Source organism: Streptomyces sp. NPDC021115 (genome assembly GCF_044333065.1).
GTDB lineage: Bacteria > Actinomycetota > Actinomycetes > Streptomycetales > Streptomycetaceae > Streptomyces.
Map to the genome: position 1 here is coordinate 1 of NZ_JBIRQF010000024.1, position 15069 is coordinate 15069.

10 protein-coding genes and 1 tRNA gene are annotated in these 15069 nt (G+C 67.5%); 10 read left to right on the forward strand and 1 reads right to left on the reverse strand.

Going from position 1 to position 15069, the window contains the following annotated elements:
* Nucleotides 1-154: 154 nt before the first annotated feature.
* Entirely contained in the window at nucleotides 155-1393 is a 1239-nt protein-coding gene (locus ACH4TL_RS40420; RefSeq protein ID WP_398325075.1) for a pyridoxal phosphate-dependent aminotransferase, read from the reverse strand.
* Nucleotides 1394-1633: 240 nt separating this feature from the next.
* Between ACH4TL_RS40420 and ACH4TL_RS40425 the strand changes: the two genes are divergently transcribed.
* The 10 genes from ACH4TL_RS40425 (at nucleotide 1634) to ACH4TL_RS40470 (ending at nucleotide 14795) form a co-directional block, all read left to right on the forward strand.
* Nucleotides 1634-1706 (forward strand) — tRNA-Trp (locus tag ACH4TL_RS40425).
* A gap of 107 nt (nucleotides 1707-1813) precedes the next feature.
* A complete protein-coding gene (gene secE, locus ACH4TL_RS40430) occupies nucleotides 1814-2107 on the forward strand; it encodes a preprotein translocase subunit SecE (protein WP_398325073.1) in 294 nt (97 codons plus the stop codon).
* Between the two features lie 79 nt (nucleotides 2108-2186).
* Nucleotides 2187-3026, forward strand: a complete 840-nt coding sequence (gene nusG, locus ACH4TL_RS40435) for a transcription termination/antitermination protein NusG (RefSeq protein WP_398325070.1) — start codon at nucleotides 2187-2189, stop codon at nucleotides 3024-3026.
* A gap of 168 nt (nucleotides 3027-3194) precedes the next feature.
* Nucleotides 3195-3629 (forward strand): 50S ribosomal protein L11, encoded by a 435-nt coding sequence (rplK, locus tag ACH4TL_RS40440; protein WP_009715899.1) that lies wholly within the window; start codon nucleotides 3195-3197, stop codon nucleotides 3627-3629.
* Between the two features lie 79 nt (nucleotides 3630-3708).
* Entirely contained in the window at nucleotides 3709-4428 is a 720-nt protein-coding gene (rplA, locus tag ACH4TL_RS40445; protein WP_398325067.1) for a 50S ribosomal protein L1, read from the forward strand.
* A 185-nt stretch (nucleotides 4429-4613) separates the two neighbouring features.
* The gene (locus tag ACH4TL_RS40450; RefSeq protein ID WP_398325064.1) at nucleotides 4614-5438 is read left to right on the forward strand and encodes a hypothetical protein; all 825 of its coding nucleotides are present in this window, start codon (nucleotides 4614-4616) and stop codon (nucleotides 5436-5438) included.
* A gap of 274 nt (nucleotides 5439-5712) precedes the next feature.
* On the forward strand, nucleotides 5713-6276 hold the full coding sequence (rplJ, locus tag ACH4TL_RS40455; RefSeq protein WP_398325061.1) for a 50S ribosomal protein L10: 564 nt from the start codon (nucleotides 5713-5715) through the stop codon (nucleotides 6274-6276).
* Between the two features lie 84 nt (nucleotides 6277-6360).
* The gene (gene rplL / locus ACH4TL_RS40460) at nucleotides 6361-6750 is read left to right on the forward strand and encodes a 50S ribosomal protein L7/L12 (RefSeq protein ID WP_398325058.1); all 390 of its coding nucleotides are present in this window, start codon (nucleotides 6361-6363) and stop codon (nucleotides 6748-6750) included.
* A 561-nt stretch (nucleotides 6751-7311) separates the two neighbouring features.
* On the forward strand, nucleotides 7312-10794 hold the full coding sequence (gene rpoB, locus ACH4TL_RS40465) for a DNA-directed RNA polymerase subunit beta (protein ID WP_398325055.1): 3483 nt from the start codon (nucleotides 7312-7314) through the stop codon (nucleotides 10792-10794).
* A 101-nt stretch (nucleotides 10795-10895) separates the two neighbouring features.
* Nucleotides 10896-14795, forward strand: a complete 3900-nt coding sequence (locus ACH4TL_RS40470; RefSeq protein ID WP_398325052.1) for a DNA-directed RNA polymerase subunit beta' — start codon at nucleotides 10896-10898, stop codon at nucleotides 14793-14795.
* The last annotated feature ends 274 nt before the right edge of the window (nucleotides 14796-15069 follow it).

The following is a 15069-nucleotide window of genomic DNA, read 5'->3' on the forward strand; positions in this document are numbered from 1 at the left end:
TTTCCCCGCCCGCCCCGACCCCCGGTGCCCGCTTTCCCCTATGGTGGTTTTGCTCCAACATTATCCGGGGGGGGGGGGGGCCCCGCCGGGGGGGGGGGGGGGGGGGGGGCCCCGGCCCGGGGGGGGCCCCCCGCTCCCATCAGGGGAAATCCGCTCAGGCGCGGGCCTCCGCCAGCAGCTTCTGGATGCGCGAGACGCCCTCGACGAGGTCCTCGTCGCCCAGCGCGTACGACAGCCGCAGATAGCCCGGTGTGCCGAACGCCTCACCCGGCACCACGGCGACCTCGGCCTCCTCCAGGATCAGCGCGGCCAGCTCGACGGTGTCCTGCGGCCGCTTGCCCCGGATCTCCTTGCCGAGCAGCCCCTTCACCGTCGGGTAGGCGTAGAACGCGCCCTCCGGCTCCGGGCACTCGACGCCGTCGATCTCGTTGAGCATGCGCACGATGGTGCGGCGGCGCCGGTCGAACGCCTCGCGCATCGTGGCGACGGCGTCGAGGTCGCCGGAGACGGCGGCCAGGGCGGCGGCCTGGGCGACATTGCTCACATTGGAGGTGGCGTGCGACTGGAGGTTGGTCGCGGCCTTCACCACGTCCTTGGGGCCGATGACCCAGCCGACCCGCCAGCCGGTCATCGCGTACGTCTTCGCGACGCCGTTGACCACGATGCACTTGTCGCGCAGCTCGGGCACCACCACCGGCAGCGAGTGGAACTGCGCGTCGCCGTAGACCAGGTGCTCGTAGATCTCGTCGGTGAGCACCCACAGCCCGTGCTCGGCGGCCCAGCGGCCGATCTCCTCGATCTGCTCACGGCTGTAGACCGCGCCGGTCGGGTTGGAGGGCGAGACGAAGAGCAGCACCTTGGTGCGCTCGGTACGGGCCGCCTCCAGCTGCTCGACGGAGACCCGGTAGCCGGTCGTCTCGTCCGCGACGACATCCACCGGGACACCGCCGGCCAGCCGGATCGACTCCGGGTAGGTGGTCCAGTACGGCGCGGGGACGATGACCTCGTCGCCCGGGTCGAGGATCGCGGCGAACGCCTCGTAGATCGCCTGCTTGCCGCCGTTGGTGACCAGCACCTGGGCCGCCTCGACTTCGTAACCGCTGTCGCGCAGCGTCTTCGCGGCGATGGCGGCCTTCAGCTCGGGGAGCCCGCCGGCCGGGGTGTAGCGGTGGAACTTGGGGTCGCGGCAAGCGGCCACCGCTGCCTCGACGACGTAGTCGGGCGTCGGGAAGTCGGGCTCACCGGCGCCGAAGCCGATCACCGGGCGGCCGGCGGCCTTGAGGGCCTTGGCCTTGGCGTCGACGGCGAGGGTCGCGGACTCGGAGATGGAACCGATCCGGGCCGAGACCCGCCGGTCGGTCGGGGACTGTGCAGGGGGAGTAGCAGCGGTCATGAATGCATCGTTGCAGATGGGCGAAAAGGGCGGTACACGGGTTTAACGAGACTCACACCGGACCCCGCACCGGCCCTCCGCCGGGACTCCCCAGGGACTCCACGGAGCGCATGGGCGCTTCTCGTTCGACGCGTGGCCGTCAAGCACGTACACTCAACCGTCGTTGGCCGCTCAACAGACGTATCCGACCCGCACACTCCGTGCAGCGGGATGGATGCGGTAGGTTGGGGGTTGCCGCAAAGGGTCGTAGCTCAATTGGTAGAGCACTGGTCTCCAAAACCAGCGGTTGGGGGTTCAAGTCCCTCCGGCCCTGCTACACGCACTTGATCGTGGGTGCGTGCATGCGTACGCAAGGACAAGCACCGCTGTGCGGCCGGGCCGGACGCGGCACGGCCACGACCCGGATTCAGGTGAGGACGAGTGACGGAAGCCCTTGGCTCCACCGCGACGCCTGAGAGCGGTCGTCCCGATGAGGACGAGGTGGCGACCAAGAAGGGCCGCCGTGGTGGCAAGCGCGGAAAGAAGGGCCCCTTCGGCCGTCTCGCGCTGTTCTACCGCCAGATCATCGCCGAGCTGCGCAAGGTCGTGTGGCCCACGCGCAGCCAGCTGTCGACGTACACCAGCGTGGTGATCGTCTTCGTGCTGATCATGATTGGCATCGTGACCGTGATTGACTATGGGTTCAACAACGCCATCAAGTACGTCTTTGGCTGAGATCCCGCGGAGGGCGGCCGAGTCCCGGCAGCGCCCTTTCGCACGTTCCACCCCTTGAAGCCAGGAAGAAGCAGCCACCGTGTCTGACCCGAACCTGAACGACGCCGCCGAGCCCGTCGAGTCCCGTGAGGACGAGCTCGACATCGTCGAGGCGGCGGACTCCGACCAGGCTGAGGCCGCCGACGCCGCCGCGGGCGAGCCCGCCGAGACGGCCGCGCTGCACGTCGAGGACGAGGCCGAGGCTGCTGTCGAGGTCGCCGAGGACGAGATCGCAGAGACCGCCGAGACCGCCGAGGCCGATGTCGACCCGGTCGAGGCCCTCCGCGAGGAGCTGCGCGGGCTGCCCGGCGAGTGGTACGTGATCCACACCTACGCGGGCTACGAGAAGCGCGTGAAGGCCAACCTGGAGCAGCGCGCCGTCTCGCTGAACGTCGAGGACTTCATCTACCAGGCCGAGGTCCCCGAAGAAGAGATCGTCCAGATCAAGAACGGCGAGCGGAAGAACGTCCGTCAGAACAAGCTCCCCGGCTATGTGCTGGTGCGCATGGACCTGACGAACGAGTCCTGGGGCGTCGTGCGGAACACCCCCGGCGTCACCGGCTTCGTGGGCAACGCCTACGACCCGTACCCGCTGACCCTGGACGAGATCGTCAAGATGCTCGCCCCGGAGGCCGAGGAGAAGGCCGCCAAGGCCACCGCCGAGGAGGGCGGCGCCCCGGCGCCCAGCCGCAAGGTCGAGGTCCAGGTGCTGGACTTCGAGGTGGGCGACTCGGTCACCGTCACCGACGGCCCGTTCGCCACGCTCCAGGCCACGATCAACGAGATCAACGCCGACTCGAAGAAGGTCAAGGGCCTGGTCGAGATCTTCGGCCGGGAGACCCCGGTCGAGCTGAGCTTCGACCAGATCCAGAAGAACTGACGCCTCTTCCACAACCCTTCCGACAGGTCAGATCGGGCCCCTCCGGGGCCGGTCTGACCTGCTCGGTTTCAGGCCGCGCAACTATACCCGTTATCGTTGTGCGGTATGCCTCCATCCGGATGACCCGGAGCGGAGGCGGACCACCTCTCACTAGGACCCGGAGAGAGCATGCCTCCCAAGAAGAAGAAGGTCACGGGGCTGATCAAGCTCCAGATCCAGGCCGGTGCCGCGAACCCGGCCCCGCCGGTCGGCCCCGCGCTGGGTCAGCACGGCGTCAACATCATGGAGTTCTGCAAGGCCTACAACGCCGCGACCGAGTCGCAGCGCGGCATGGTCGTGCCGGTGGAGATCACGGTCTACGAGGACCGTTCCTTCACCTTCATCACCAAGACGCCGCCGGCCGCGAAGCTGATCCTCAAGGCCGCGGGCGTGGAGAAGGGCTCCGGCGAGCCGCACAAGACCAAGGTCGCCAAGATCACCCGCGACCAGGTCCGCGACATCGCCACCACCAAGATGCCCGACCTGAACGCCAACGACCTGGACGCCGCCGAGAAGATCATCGCCGGCACCGCCCGTTCCATGGGCATCACGGTCGAGGGCTGACAGCCACCTCGCAGCACCACCGTGGCAGGACCAATGCGCGGTCCGGACCACGACTCCGAACTCACCATCAGGAGCAGAAGTGAGCAAGCGCAGCAAGGCCCTCCGCGCTGCGGACGCCAAGATCGACCGGGAGCGCGCGTACGCCCCGCTCGAGGCCGTCCGTCTCGCCAAGGACACCTCCCCGAGCAAGTTCGACGCGACCGTCGAGGTCGCCATGCGCCTGGGCGTCGACCCGCGCAAGGCCGACCAGATGGTCCGCGGCACCGTGAACCTGCCGCACGGCACCGGTAAGACCGCCCGGGTCCTGGTCTTCGCGACCGGTGACCGTGCTGCGGCCGCGGAGGCCGCGGGCGCCGACATCGTCGGCTCCGACGAGCTCATCGACGAGGTGTCCAAGGGCCGCCTGGACTTCGACGCCGTCGTCGCCACTCCGGACCTCATGGGCAAGGTCGGCCGCCTCGGCCGGGTGCTCGGTCCGCGTGGTCTGATGCCGAACCCGAAGACCGGAACCGTCACCCCGGACGTGGCCAAGGCCGTCACGGACATCAAGGGCGGCAAGATCGAGTTCCGCGTCGACAAGCACTCCAACCTGCACTTCATCATCGGCAAGGTCTCGTTCGGCGAGGCGCAGCTGGTGGAGAACTACGCCGCGGCGCTGGAGGAGATCAACCGTCTCAAGCCGTCCGCCGCGAAGGGCCGCTACATCAAGAAGGCGAGCCTGAGCACGACGATGGGCCCCGGCATCCCGCTGGACGCCAACCGCACCCGCAACCTGCTGGTCGAGGACGAGGCCGTCTGAGCCCTTCCCTGACCGGAACCGCCGGGCCCCCGCCTCTCGTGAAGAGAGGCGGGGGCCCGGCGCGTTGTGCCGACGGCTCTCGATAAGGTGATCGATCGACAGTCGTAAAAGAAAAATAAGGGGGAACCGTGCGCGGTACTCATGTGGGTGTGCGATGCGCGATAGCCGCCTGTGGCGTTGTTCTGATGGCCGGGCTCACCGCGTGCGGGAGCGACAAGTCCGACGACGGCAAGGCGAGCGGTAAGGGCGACAGCGGCGGCCAGTCGGTCGGCAGCCCGCTGGCGGCGCTGAAGCTCGCCTCGAAGCAGACGGACCAGCAGCACTCGGCGAAGATCGACGGCACCATCAAGAGCCCGCTCGCGAACAGCGCCATGACGGGCTCGATGGACTGGGCCGACGGCATGCGCGCCGACATGCAGATGAAGTCGAAGGGCGGCGCCTCCGCCGCCGGCGGCGGCAAGCCCGTCAACGTGCGCTACACGCCCGACGCGATGTTCATGAACGCGGCCGCGATGGGGATCCCGGCCCAGGGCAAGGAGTGGATCAAGTACGACTACGACGTGCTCGCCCAGCAGGGCGGCCCGTCCGGTGCGTACCTCAAGGACCAGATGCAGAACAACAACCCGTCGCGTTCGGTGCAGCTCCTCCTCGCCACGGGCCAGGTCAAGAAGGTCGGCACGGAGGACGTCCGGGGCGTCGGGACCACCCACTACACGGGCGTGGTCAAGGTCTCGGAGATCGCCCGGGCGCAGTCCAAGGGGCTGAGCCAGTCGGAGCTGGACGCCCTGGAGAAGCAGCTCAAGCAGTCCGGGGCGGACAGCGAGACCGTCGACCTGTGGATCGACGACAAGAACCTGCTGGTCAAGAAGCGGGAGCAGGCCGAGAGCAAGACCGGCACCACCGATTCGACGGTCTACTACTCGGACTACGGCACCAAGGTCACCGTCGAGGAGCCGCCGGCCTCGGACACCATGGACTTCCAGAAGCTGCAGCAGCCGTCCCAGCCGTAGCTGATTTGCCCGGCCGCGGCCCGTTCGCGTAATCTGCTGCAGAAGCCAAAGACCGCTGGTTGTCGCCGCGTCTCCGCAAGGGGGCTACGCGACTGAAGGATCCGCTAGCTGCGGACGACCCGCGCAGGTGACTGTGGATGGAACTCCCGAGCGGGCCGTGAGCCCGTGCGGTCGAGTCACGCCCCGTGCGCCTGCGCCGGGGCGTTTTCGTGTTGTTCAGTCTCCTTCCTTCAGGCCGACGCGGTCCTCATCACCCGGAAGGAGGCCGAGGCTCATGGCGAGTCCCGACAAGGTCGACGCCGTCGACGAGATGCGGGAGAAGTTCCGCACCTCGAACGGCGCCGTTGTGACCGCGTACACCGGTCTCACCGTCGCACAGCTCAAGGAGCTGCGCCGTTCGCTCGGTGAGAACGCCCAGTACCGTGTGGTGAAGAACACGCTGACCAAGATCGCGGCCAACGAGGCCGGGATCAACCAGATCGACGACCTGTTCACAGGTTCGTCGGCCGTCGCCTTCGTGACCGGTGACCCGGTCGAGGCGGCGAAGGGTCTCCGTGACTTCGCCAAGGACAACCCCTCTCTCGTCATCAAGGGCGGTGTCCTTGACGGCAAGGCGCTGTCCGCCGACGAGATCAAGAAGCTCGCGGACCTCGAGTCCCGCGAGGTGCTGCTCTCCAAGCTGGCGGGCGCCATGAAGGCGAAGCAGTCCCAGGCTGCCGCGCTCTTCCAGGCCCCGCTGTCGAAGTTCATCCGCACCGCGGAGGCGCTTCGGGCCAAGGTTGACGAGCAGGGCGGTGCCGGCGAGCCGGCTCCCGCCGAGGCCGAGGCCGCCGAGTAACTCGGCCCCGGTCGCAGCGGGCCCGGAAGAAGCCCGCCACCATTTTCATCCGGCACCTGCCGAACTAGTGGAAGGACCGCCATCATGGCGAAGCTCAGCCAGGACGACCTGCTCGCGCAGTTCGAGGAGATGACCCTCATCGAGCTCTCCGAGTTCGTGAAGGCCTTCGAGGAGAAGTTCGACGTCACCGCCGCCGCCCCGGCCGCCGTCGTCGCCGCCGGTGCCCCGGGTGCCCCGGCCGCCGCCGAGGCCGTCGAGGAGCAGGACGAGTTCGACGTCATCCTCACCGGTGCGGGCGACAAGAAGATCCAGGTCATCAAGGTCGTGCGCGAGCTGACCTCCCTGGGCCTGAAGGAGGCCAAGGACCTCGTCGACGGCACCCCGAAGCCCGTCCTCGAGAAGGTCAACAAGGAGGCCGCGGAGAAGGCCGCCGAGTCCCTCAAGGGCGCCGGCGCCTCCGTCGAGGTCAAGTGATCTCACGGGTCTGATGACCCGCTGTGCCACGAGGGCGATCACCCGTTGGGGTGGTCGCCCTCAGGTGTTGTTGTGACGGCTACGCTGACTTTTCGGTTCCGCCAGGTATGGTGATCTTCGTTGCCCGTCGCCACGCCCTGTGACGATCTCGGCGGAGTGGGGGGCCTTGACGAACGGCACGCAGCGCGCAATTCTCGGGACGCGACGTCACACCGATCCGTAAGTCCGAGGCATGGATCGTCGGCGAAGCGGGCAGTATCGATATGCGCTGGCGAAGCGCGGGCTGCCGACCAGGCGTGTGAAGGACAACGAGGGGCGTGCCCCCTCACCGGAGGGAGAGATTGGCGCTGCCGGTCTCAGAAACTCGGCGCTGGACATCAGTGTGCCAAGTGGCTACACTGACCCTTTGCGCTGCCTGTTAGCTGCTCCCTGCCCGTCACCAGGGGCATACCCACCTTTGAGCACTGCCGATGGAAACGCCCTGACCAGGGATTTCATCCATGGGCTCGCGGTGGGACCGGTACGCGCGTAGTGAGTCCGAGCCCTCGGAAGGACCCCCTCTTGGCCGCCTCGCGCAACGCCTCGACTGCCAATACGAACAATGGCGCCAGCACCGCCCCGCTGCGCATCTCTTTTGCGAAGATCAAGGAGCCCCTCGAGGTTCCGAACCTCCTTGCACTGCAAACCGAGAGCTTCGATTGGCTGCTCGGCAATGCCGCCTGGAAGGCTCGCGTCGAGGCTGCGCTGGACAGTGGTCAGGACGTCCCCACCAAGTCCGGTCTGGAAGAGATCTTCGAGGAGATCTCCCCGATCGAGGACTTCTCCGGGTCGATGTCCCTGACCTTCCGTGATCACCGCTTCGAGCCGCCGAAGAACTCGATCGACGAGTGCAAGGAGCGCGACTTCACGTACGCCGCGCCGCTCTTCGTCACCGCCGAGTTCACCAACAACGAGACCGGCGAGATCAAGTCCCAGACGGTCTTCATGGGCGACTTCCCGCTCATGACCCCGAAGGGCACCTTCTGCATCAACGGCACCGAGCGTGTCGTCGTCTCGCAGCTGGTCCGCTCGCCGGGTGTGTACTTCGACTCCTCCATCGACAAGACGTCCGACAAGGACATCTTCTCGGCCAAGATCATCCCGTCCCGGGGTGCCTGGCTGGAGATGGAGATCGACAAGCGCGACATGGTCGGCGTCCGCATCGACCGTAAGCGCAAGCAGTCCGTCACCGTCCTGCTCAAGGCGCTCGGCTGGACCACCGAGCAGATCCTCGAGGAGTTCGGCGAGTACGAGTCCATGCGCGCCACCCTGGAGAAGGACCACACCCAGGGCCAGGACGACGCGCTGCTCGACATCTACCGCAAGCTGCGCCCGGGCGAGCCGCCGACGCGTGAGGCCGCCCAGACGCTGCTGGAGAACCTGTACTTCAACCCGAAGCGCTACGACCTGGCCAAGGTCGGCCGGTACAAGGTCAACAAGAAGCTCGGCGCGGACGCCCCCCTCGACGCCGGCGTGCTGACCACTGACGATGTCATCGCGACCATCAAGTACCTGGTCAAGCTGCACGCGGGCGAGACCGAGACGGTCGGCGAGGCCGGCGACATGATCGTCGTCGAGACCGACGACATCGACCACTTCGGCAACCGCCGCCTGCGGAACGTCGGCGAGCTGATCCAGAACCAGGTCCGCACCGGTCTGGCCCGTATGGAGCGCGTCGTCCGCGAGCGGATGACCACCCAGGACGTCGAGGCGATCACGCCCCAGACCCTGATCAACATCCGGCCGGTCGTCGCCTCCATCAAGGAGTTCTTCGGCACCAGCCAGCTGTCGCAGTTCATGGACCAGACCAACCCGCTGTCGGGTCTGACCCACAAGCGCCGCCTGTCGGCGCTGGGCCCGGGTGGTCTGAGCCGTGAGCGGGCCGGCTTCGAGGTCCGTGACGTGCACCCCTCGCACTACGGCCGCATGTGCCCGATCGAGACGCCGGAAGGCCCGAACATCGGTCTGATCGGCTCGCTCGCCTCGTACGGCCGGGTCAACGCGTTCGGCTTCGTGGAGACCCCGTACCGCAAGGTGCACGAGGGCGTCGTCACGGACAAGGTGGACTTCCTCACCGCCGACGAGGAGGACCGCTTCGTCATCGCCCAGGCGAACGCGCCGCTGGCCGAGGACAACACCTACGCCGAGAACCGCGTCCTGGTCCGCCGCCGTGGCGGCGAGGTCGACTACGTGCCCGGCTCCGAGGTCGACTACATGGACGTCTCGCCGCGCCAGATGGTGTCGGTCGCGACCGCCATGATCCCCTTCCTCGAGCACGACGACGCCAACCGCGCGCTCATGGGCTCGAACATGATGCGTCAGGCCGTGCCGCTGATCAAGGCGGAGTCCCCGCTGGTCGGCACCGGTATGGAGTACCGCTGCGCGGTCGACGCGGGCGACGTCATCAAGGCCGAGAAGGACGGTGTCGTCCAGGAGGTCTCCGCCGACTACGTCACGGTGGCCAACGACGACGGCACCTACACCACCTACCGGGTCGCCAAGTTCTCCCGCTCCAACCAGGGCACCTCCTTCAACCAGAAGGTGGTCGTGGACGAGGGCGCCCGCGTCATCACCGGCCAGGTGCTGGCCGACGGCCCGTCCACCGAGGACGGCGAGATGGCGCTCGGCAAGAACCTGCTGGTCGCGTTCATGCCGTGGGAGGGCCACAACTACGAGGACGCGATCATCCTCAGCCAGCGTCTGGTGCAGGACGACGTCCTCTCCTCGATCCACATCGAGGAGCACGAGGTCGACGCCCGGGACACCAAGCTCGGCCCCGAGGAGATCACCCGGGACATCCCGAACGTCTCCGAGGAGGTCCTCGCCGACCTCGACGAGCGCGGCATCATCCGCATCGGTGCCGAGGTCGTCGCGGGCGACATCCTGGTCGGCAAGGTCACCCCGAAGGGTGAGACCGAGCTGACCCCGGAGGAGCGCCTGCTCCGCGCGATCTTCGGCGAGAAGGCCCGTGAGGTCCGTGACACCTCGCTGAAGGTGCCGCACGGCGAGATCGGCAAGGTCATCGGCGTCCGCGTCTTCGACCGCGAAGAGGGCGACGAGCTGCCCCCGGGCGTGAACCAGCTGGTCCGCGTCTACGTCGCGCAGAAGCGCAAGATCACCGACGGTGACAAGCTCGCCGGCCGCCACGGCAACAAGGGCGTCATCTCGAAGATCCTGCCGGTCGAGGACATGCCGTTCCTGGAGGACGGCACCCCGGTCGACATCATCCTCAACCCCCTCGGTGTGCCGTCCCGAATGAACCCGGGACAGGTGCTGGAGATCCACCTCGGCTGGCTGGCCTCCCGCGGCTGGAAGGTCGAGGGCTCCGAGGAGTGGATGCAGCGGCTCCAGGCGATCGGCGCGGACGAGGTCCAGCCCGGCACCAACGTCGCGACCCCGGTCTTCGACGGCGCCCGCGAGGACGAGATCGCCGGTCTCTTCGAGTCCACGATCCCCAACCGCGACGGCGACCGCCTGGTCCAGCCCTCCGGCAAGGCCCGGCTCTTCGACGGCCGCTCCGGCGAGCCGTTCCCGGACCCGATCTCGGTCGGCTTCATGTACATCCTCAAGCTGCACCACCTGGTGGACGACAAGCTGCACGCCCGGTCCACCGGCCCGTACTCGATGATCACCCAGCAGCCGCTGGGTGGTAAGGCTCAGTTCGGTGGCCAGCGCTTCGGAGAGATGGAGGTGTGGGCGCTGGAGGCATACGGCGCCGCGTACGCCCTCCAGGAGCTGCTGACCATCAAGTCCGACGACGTCACCGGCCGCGTGAAGGTCTACGAGGCCATCGTCAAGGGCGAGAACATTCCCGAGCCCGGCATCCCCGAGTCCTTCAAGGTGCTCATCAAGGAGATGCAGTCCCTGTGCCTCAACGTGGAGGTGCTGTCGTCCGACGGCATGTCCATCGAGATGCGCGACACCGACGAGGACGTCTTCCGCGCTGCGGAGGAGCTCGGCATCGACCTGTCGCGGCGCGAGCCGAGCAGCGTCGAAGAGGTCTGACGGGTCTGGCCGGGGCGCGGCTCGTACGCGCCCGCCCCGGCCTCTCCCCGGACCCCCAGTCAGACCCGAAGACACGACCCTGAAAGAGGGATTGACGACAAGTGCTCGACGTCAACTTCTTCGACGAGCTGCGGATCGGCCTCGCTACTGCTGACGACATCCGTCAGTGGTCCCACGGCGAGGTCAAGAAGCCGGAGACCATCAACTACCGCACCCTGAAGCCCGAAAAGGACGGACTCTTCTGCGAGAAGATCTTCGGTCCGACCCGGGACTGGGAGTGCTACTGCGGCAAGTACAAGCGCGTCCGCTTCAAGGGCATCATCTGTGAGCGCTGTGGCGTCGAGGTCACCCGCGCCAAGGTGCGCCGTGAGCGGATGGGCCACATCGAGCTGGCCGCTCCCGTCACCCACATCTGGTACTTCAAGGGCGTGCCCAGCCGCCTGGGCTACCTGCTCGACCTCGCCCCGAAGGACCTCGAGAAGGTCATCTACTTCGCCGCCTACATGATCACGTGGGTGGACGAGGAGCGCCGCACGCGCGACCTGCCCTCGCTGGAGGCCCACGTCTCCGTCGAGCGCCAGCAGATCGAGCAGCGCCGCGACGCCGACCTGGAGGCCCGCGCCAAGAAGCTCGAGGCGGACCTCGCCGAGCTGGAGGCCGAGGGCGCCAAGGCCGATGTGCGCCGCAAGGTGCGCGAGGGCGCCGAGCGAGAGATGAAGCAGCTGCGCGACCGCGCCCAGCGCGAGATCGACCGTCTCGACGAGGTGTGGAACCGCTTCAAGAGCCTCAAGGTCCAGGACCTGGAGGGCGACGAGCTGCTCTACCGTGAGCTGCGTGACCGCTTCGGCACGTACTTCATGGGCGGCATGGGCGCCGCGGCGCTCCAGAAGCGCCTGGAGTCCTTCGACCTCGACGAGGAGGCCGAGAAGCTCCGCGAGATCATCCGGACCGGCAAGGGCCAGAAGAAGACCCGTGCGCTCAAGCGCCTCAAGGTCGTCTCCGCCTTCCTCCAGACCCGCAACAGCCCCAACGGCATGGTGCTGGACTGCATCCCGGTGATCCCGCCGGACCTGCGTCCGATGGTGCAGCTGGACGGTGGCCGCTTCGCGACCTCCGACCTGAACGACCTGTACCGCCGTGTGATCAACCGGAACAACCGCCTCAAGCGTCTTCTCGACCTCGGTGCGCCCGAGATCATCGTGAACAACGAGAAGCGGATGCTCCAGGAGGCCGTCGACGCGCTGTTCGACAACGGCCGCCGCGGTCGCCCGGTGACCGGTCCCGGTAACCGTCCGCTGAAGTCCCTCAGCGACATGCTGAAGGGTAAGCAGGGCCGGTTCCGTCAGAACCTGCTCGGTAAGCGCGTCGACTACTCGGCCCGTTCCGTCATCGTCGTCGGCCCGCAGCTCAAGCTGCACCAGTGCGGTCTGCCCAAGGCCATGGCGCTGGAGCTCTTCAAGCCGTTCGTGATGAAGCGCCTGGTGGACCTCAACCACGCGCAGAACATCAAGTCGGCCAAGCGCATGGTCGAGCGCGGCCGCACGGTCGTGTACGACGTGCTCGAAGAGGTCATCGCCGAGCACCCGGTGCTGCTGAACCGTGCGCCGACCCTGCACCGCCTCGGCATCCAGGCCTTCGAGCCGCAGCTGGTCGAGGGCAAGGCCATTCAGATTCACCCGCTCGTCTGCACCGCGTTCAACGCGGACTTCGACGGTGACCAGATGGCCGTGCACCTGCCGCTGTCCGCGGAGGCGCAGGCCGAGGCCCGCATCCTGATGCTGTCCTCGAACAACATCCTCAAGCCGGCCGACGGCCGGCCTGTGACCATGCCGACCCAGGACATGGTGCTGGGTCTGTTCTTCCTCACCACCGACGAGGAGGAGCGCAAGGTCATCGGAGAGGACCGGTCCTTCGGCTCCACCGCCGAGGCGATCATGGCGTTCGACGCCCGGGAGCTGTCGCTCCAGGCGAAGATCGACATCCGCTTCCCGATCGGCACCGTCCCGCCCCGCGGCTGGACCCCGCCGGCTCCGGAAGAGGGCGAGCCCGCCTGGCAGCAGGGCGACAGCTTCCGGCTGCGCACCACGCTGGGCCGCGCGCTCTTCAACGAGCTGCTGCCCGAGGACTACCCGTTCGTCGACTACTCGGTGGGCAAGAAGCAGCTCTCCGAGATCGTCAACGACCTCGCCGAGCGCTACCCCAAGGTCATCGTCGCGGCGACCCTGGACAACCTGAAGGCGGCCGGTTTCCACTGGGCCACCCGCTCCGGTGTCACCGTCGCCATCTCCGACATCGTCGTGCCCGAGGCCAAGAAGGCCATCATCACGGGCTACGAGGCGCAGGACGAGAAGGTCCAGAAGCAGTACGAGCGCGGTCTGATCACCAAGGACGAGCGCACCCAGGAACTGATCGCGATCTGGACCAAGGCGACCAACGAGGTCTCCGAGGCGATGAACGCGAACTTCCCGAAGACCAACCCGATCTTCATGATGGTCGACTCGGGCGCGCGCGGAAACATGATGCAGATGCGTCAGATCGCCGGTATGCGTGGTCTGGTGTCCAACGCGAAGAACGAGACCATCCCGCGGCCCATTAAGGCGTCGTTCCGTGAGGGTCTCTCCGTGCTGGAGTACTTCATCTCCACCCACGGTGCCCGTAAGGGTCTCGCGGACACCGCCCTGCGTACCGCCGACTCGGGTTACCTGACCCGTCGTCTGGTGGACGTCTCGCAGGACGTGATCATCCGCGAGGAGGACTGCGGCACCGAGCGCGGCCTCAAGCTGGCGATCGCGACCACGGGCGCCGACGGCGTGCTCCGCAAGACGGAGGACGTCGAGACCAGCGTGTACGCGCGCTGCCTCGCCGAGGACATCGTCGTGGACGGGAAGGTCCTGGCCCCGGCCGGCACCGACCTGGGCGACGTGCTCATCGACGAGCTGGTCCGGCACGGCGTGGCGACGGTCAAGACCCGCTCGGTGCTCACCTGCGAGTCCGCCGTCGGCACCTGCGCCATGTGCTACGGCCGCTCGCTGGCGACCGGCAAGCTGGTGGACATCGGCGAGGCCGTCGGCATCATCGCCGCCCAGTCCATCGGTGAGCCCGGCACCCAGCTGACGATGCGTACCTTCCACACCGGTGGTGTGGCCGGTGACGACATCACCCAGGGTCTGCCGCGTGTCGTCGAGCTCTTCGAGGCCCGTACGCCCAAGGGCGTCGCGCCGATCTCGGAGGCGGCCGGCCGCGTCCGGATCGAGGAGACCGAGAAGACCAAGAAGCTCGTCGTCACCCCGGACGACGGCTCCGACGAGACCGCCTACGGCGTCTCCAAGCGGGCCCGTCTGCTGGTGGGCGAGGGCGACCACGTCGAGGTCGGCCAGGCGCTGACCGTGGGTGCCACCAACCCGCACGACGTGCTGCGCATCCTCGGCCAGCGCGCCGTCCAGGTGCACCTGGTCGGCGAGGTCCAGAAGGTCTACAACTCGCAGGGTGTGTCGATCCACGACAAGCACATCGAGATCATCATCCGGCAGATGCTGCGCCGGGTCACGATCATCGAGTCCGGCGACGCGGAGCTGCTGCCGGGCGAGCTCGTGGAGCGCACGCGCTTCGAGGGTGAGAACCGTCGTGTGGTCCAGGAAGGCGGCCACCCGGCCTCCGGCCGTCCGCAGCTGATGGGTATCACCAAGGCCTCGCTGGCGACCGAGTCCTGGCTGTCGGCGGCGTCCTTCCAGGAGACGACCCGGGTGCTCACCGACGCGGCGATCAACGCCAAGTCGGACTCCCTGATCGGCCTCAAGGAGAACGTCATCATCGGTAAGCTCATCCCGGCCGGTACGGGCCTGTCCCGCTACCGCAACATCCGGGTCGAGCCGACCGAGGAGGCGAAGGCCGCGATGTACTCGGCCGTCGGCTACGACGACATCGACTACTCGCCCTTCGGCACCGGCTCCGGCCAGGCGGTCCCGCTGGAGGACTACGACTACGGTCCGTACAACCAGTAAGAGCCACGATCCGTTCGCAGGGCGGTCACCCCATGGCGGGGTGGCCGCCCTGCGGCTATGCTCCGGGTTGGTGTGTCCAGCGCGTGTGCATTTGTTTTGACCGGAGCCGATGCGGTAGGTACGCTCTGACCTTGTGCCTGGGGTGTCCCTGGGCTCCCGTATGCGCCAAGCGCGACGGGGGGCCGAGGTGTCGACACCAACAATTCGCACTCTCCTGACATTCGCAGGGGGCTGCGGTGTGCGACACACCCGACCGCGTGGGTCGGAGAAACCC